Annotated in this window: 3 protein-coding genes; all 3 read right to left on the reverse strand. The window is 34.2% G+C overall.

What is annotated here, in order from left to right; translation table 11 throughout:
- Positions 1-479: cadmium resistance transporter (locus tag K4H96_RS08830; protein ID WP_321573084.1), on the reverse strand; the 479-nt coding region annotated here is incomplete at its 3' end.
- 706 nt (positions 480-1185) lie between these two features.
- Positions 1186-3288 (reverse strand): heavy metal translocating P-type ATPase, encoded by a 2103-nt coding sequence (locus K4H96_RS08835; RefSeq protein WP_002908711.1) that lies wholly within the window; start codon positions 3286-3288, stop codon positions 1186-1188.
- 19 nt (positions 3289-3307) lie between these two features.
- Positions 3308-3757 carry a CopY/TcrY family copper transport repressor gene (locus K4H96_RS08840; protein ID WP_002908710.1) on the reverse strand — a complete coding sequence of 150 codons (450 nt, stop codon included), beginning with the start codon at positions 3755-3757 and terminating at the stop codon, positions 3308-3310.
- Positions 3758-4360 lie beyond the last annotated feature (603 nt).

Raw genomic sequence — 4360 nt, forward strand, 5'->3', positions numbered from 1 at the left:
AATTTTTGGGCTGAAAAAACCAAGAGATAAATCATGACTAGAAAAGTAAGTAAAGTCACTATCATATTCGCTAAATTTAAGGTGGTAAAATATGGGACAAAGACACCAATATTGTCAGCGCCACAACTTGCAAAAGTAATCATAGCGACTAGAAAAATCAGGTTTTTATTGTCTTTTCGCAAACCATCTTTTGCAATAGCTTCTCCATCAGAATCTCCTAAAAGCAAAACTTTGAGGCCTAGGAAAATTGGAATCAAACCGAGYAAACCTAAAATCTCTTTACTAGGAATATAATTTAAGACAAATGCAAAAAGTAAACTTAGCAATATTAGACTAACAGAGCCTAGAAATTGTCCTAAATAGATGTTAATGATGTCTTTTCTGCTTTTTCTTTTGGCAAAAAATAACATTAGGATAATAAGTAAGTCTACGGCTGTCCCAGAATACAGGATTATTGAAGTAACAACATTCTGAACCATAAAGCACCTCATTCAAATATATTTTTGAATGTATTTTAACATTAACCTTTGTAGATGTCAACTTAAAATCCACCAATTAATAATTGCATGTCAATATTTGTATTGTGAAACTAGTTTCAGAAATATATAGTCTTAAAGTATGTCCACTGCCAATGGTTTTTTCAATATTTAAGAGGAGATTTATAATGGTTCATTTCTATAAATTTATAAACGAGTTATATATTTTGTTTAACCAATTATTAACTATTTTTATCAATAATCACTTCATTAATTTGTACTTTTTAATTTTGATTTATTTTTCATGCATATTTTATATGAATTTAATTCTAATACATTTTAAATAAAATATACGCAATTTTAATTGGCACTGACCCCCGTAAATGAGAATTAAATAAAAACACCTCCAAGTYGGATTTGGTACAATATAATCAAATGCTCATGGAGGTGGCTTTTTATGGTTAAAAAACGTGTGGAGACGGTGGTATTATTGTCAAGAAAATAGAATAACATGCTATAAAACTGTCGAAATAGGTGGCTTTTAGGATTTTAACAGAAATCAGTTCTATAATAAATTAAAAATCGTGTTGGTAGAAAAATCGTCTACTTCTACCAACACGATTTTACAAAGAGCCATTACTTACATCTCTTTTTCTCCTGTAAAACTATTGTATCTTGATACTTTAAGGAGTTTCAATCATTCGATCTGTTAACCGTTATTTTTTGGATCTAAACTTAATAACATAGCATTAATGGCGACGATGACTGTTGACACAGACATTAGGATTGCTCCTAATGCAGGGCTTAATGTGATACCAATAGGAGCCAAAATTCCTGCAGCTAGAGGGATAGCTATAAAGTTATAACCAGCTCCCCAAAATAGGTTTTGTTTCATTTTACGAGTTGTTTTGTGTGCTAATTCAATGAATGATTCAATATCTCCTGGATCTGATTGAGTCAATATGACATCAGCTGAATCCAATGCAACTTGAGTTCCAGCACCTATAGCTATACCAACATCTGCTAAGGCAAGAGAAGGAGCATCATTTACACCATCACCTACCATGATAACTTTCTTTCCTTCATCTTTAAGTGTTTTAACTAACTCATATTTGTCTTGTGGAGATTGATTTGATCTATATTCAATCCCTAAATCTACTGCCGCGCCTTGAGCCGCTTTTTCATTATCACCTGTTGCCATAATTGGTTGAATATTGTTCTTTTTAAGAGCTTTAATTAACTCTTTACTCGTTGGTTTTAATTCGTCCCCTAAAGCTACAGCACCAATGGCATCATCGTTTTCTACTAAGATACTAAGAGTTGCTCCTTTTGGAATATCCATATCAAGATTACGTCCATAGGCTTTTTGACTGATTAATTGGTAACGGTGCCCACCTGCTTTACCCTCTACTCCAGAACCGGAAATCACATCAATCGAATCAAAAGATGCTGGACGTATATTTTGCTGCTCGGCGAAACTTATAATTGATTGAGCAATTGGGTGGCTAGATCCTCCTTCAATACCTGCCAATAAGGCAATGATTTCCTCTTTTGTATATTTGTCATTAAGAAGTTTTACATCTAATACTTTAAATTCACCAGTTGTTAAAGTACCCGTTTTATCTAAAATAATCACATCTGCATCTTGAGCTATTTCTAAGGCTTGGCGGTCTTTTACTAGTAAGCCACGGCTAGCTCCTAAGCTTGTGCTACGGGCGGTTACCAATGGAATAGCCAGACCCAATGCGTGCGGACAAGCAATAACTAATGTAGTAATAGTAAATATAACTGCCGTTGGGATATCTCCAATAATCATCCACACTACAAAAGCAATTAGCGCGACAATAACAGCAATATAGAAGAGCCACCCTGCAACCTTTTGAGCAATATTTTCTGCTCTGGAAGGCTGACTTTGAGCTTGGCTGATTAAATTCTGAACTTGAGAGATGAAGGATTGATCACCTGTCTCATTAACTTTAATATAAAGAACCCCTTCTCCATTTGTTGAGCCTCCGATTACTTCATCGCCAGGGCCTTTTTTTACTGCTTTTGACTCCCCAGTTAGAAGAGCTTCATTTAAACGTGATTCGCCACGCTCGATAATCCCGTCTGCTGGCACATTTTCTCCGGCTTGAACACGAATTAAATCACCTACCTTTAAGTCAGCAACTGGTCGTGTTTCAATTGAATCGTCTTCTAATACAACGTGAGCATCTTTCGGCACTAACTTAGCCAATTCTGCTTGTGCGTCTCCTGCTTCTCCAATAGCTTTCATCTCAATCCAGTGACCTAATAGCATGATTAATAGTAATGAAGCAAATTCAAAGAAAAAGTCCATCACGTGTTCACCCGTTACGTAGGTAATGATCACAGCATAAATACTGTATAAATATGAAACACTTAAACCTAAAGAAACGAGTGCCATCATTCCAGGTTTTTTTTGTTTAAATTCGTCAACTGCACCTTGATAGAATGGACGTCCACCATAAATAATTAATATAGTAGATAAAATAGCTACTACAATATCAGAATATGGAAAAGTAAACTGGAATGGTAGTTCAAATCCATGCAAAGGGACTAAGAGCATAATAATGATTCCTAGTGGCAATGACTTTAAGAAAAGTTCCTTAAAGCTTCCGTGATGATGGTGGTCATGCCCACTGTGCCCGCTGTGATCATGCCCAGCATGATGTACTTGATGTTGATCCTTATGGCATCCATGTTCATCTGTGATTCCATGCTCGTGATTTAACTTATCCATGTCGTCATAATCATGGTGATTATGGGACGAATATCTGTTGTCATTATTCATTTTAAATTCCTCCTTATGCTTAATGATGATGTAAATGACATTCGCATTGTCCTTCTGGACAATTGCAATCCACTTCTTCTACTGCGAAAGATTTTTTCATCTCTAATATTTTTTCTAGTCGATCTATATCATCGAAGCTTAAAACATGATCTTCAATGATGCTTCCTATTACATTTCCGACTTTCTTATTGCAAATACGGTTAAAAATATCTTCTGCATAATCCCTTACGGCTTCTGTCTCTTCAATATTGGCAGTGTAAATAAACTTTCTACCTTCATGCTCTGTATTTAGTACGCCTTTTCCAACTAATCGACCTAAGATCGTTTTGATAGTGGATTGTGTCCAGTCCATTTTTTCTTGCAATACGGAAATGACTTTTTTACTAGTTACTCGATCATTTGCCCAAACTACACGCATGACTTCCCATTCTGCATCTGTGATATAAGTATTAAATTCTATTGTGCTCATTCTCCTTCCTCCCTAGTTGTCTACAGATGTAAACGAATATGTTTAAAATAAGTTTACAATTGTAAACGAATTATGTCAAGTCTTTTTATTAAATTCTCACTTTTTGGGGTCAGTCCCTTAAAACATGCTATTTTTATCATTGATAAATATTAATAGCTAACTTTCCGAAAAAAAACTATTTTTTATACAAAAAAGACATCMAAGAGAAAATTCTTGAATGTCTGTAAACGTTGATAGTATCGTATTGATTAACGTTTTGAGAATTGTGATGCTTTACGAGCTTTCTTCAAGCCTGGTTGGGGCATCACTTATTTCATCTAATTTCAAAATTCTTTAAAATCAACGTTCTCACTAGTTTTCAGAAAATAAAATTTCAACTAATTTCAATCAATTGCATCAAAATAAGGTAAATTTTCGTCAAAAATAAGTAAAAATCGAACCAGAATATCAAAAGTTTACCTTATTTGGTTTTTACAGACAGAAGTCAAGCAGACATTCACTACTCGTCAGTTATGACGAAAAATATTGATAAAAGAGATTTTGTATATATTAACTTCTAAATTTATTTCTCATAAAATGTAGTCATTTGGTTGATTTTTACAG

The sequence above is a fragment of the Streptococcus sanguinis genome (assembly GCF_020729765.1).
Lineage (GTDB): Bacteria > Bacillota > Bacilli > Lactobacillales > Streptococcaceae > Streptococcus > Streptococcus sanguinis_Q.

Bases quoted from the DNA above. Each gene is read 5' to 3' on its own strand.
- K4H96_RS08835 (WP_002908711.1), bottom strand. From the start codon at position 3,288: ATGAATAATGACAACAGATATTCGTCCCATAATCACCATGATTATGAC.
- K4H96_RS08840 (WP_002908710.1), bottom strand. From the start codon at position 3,757: ATGAGCACAATAGAATTTAATACTTATATCACAGATGCAGAATGGGAA.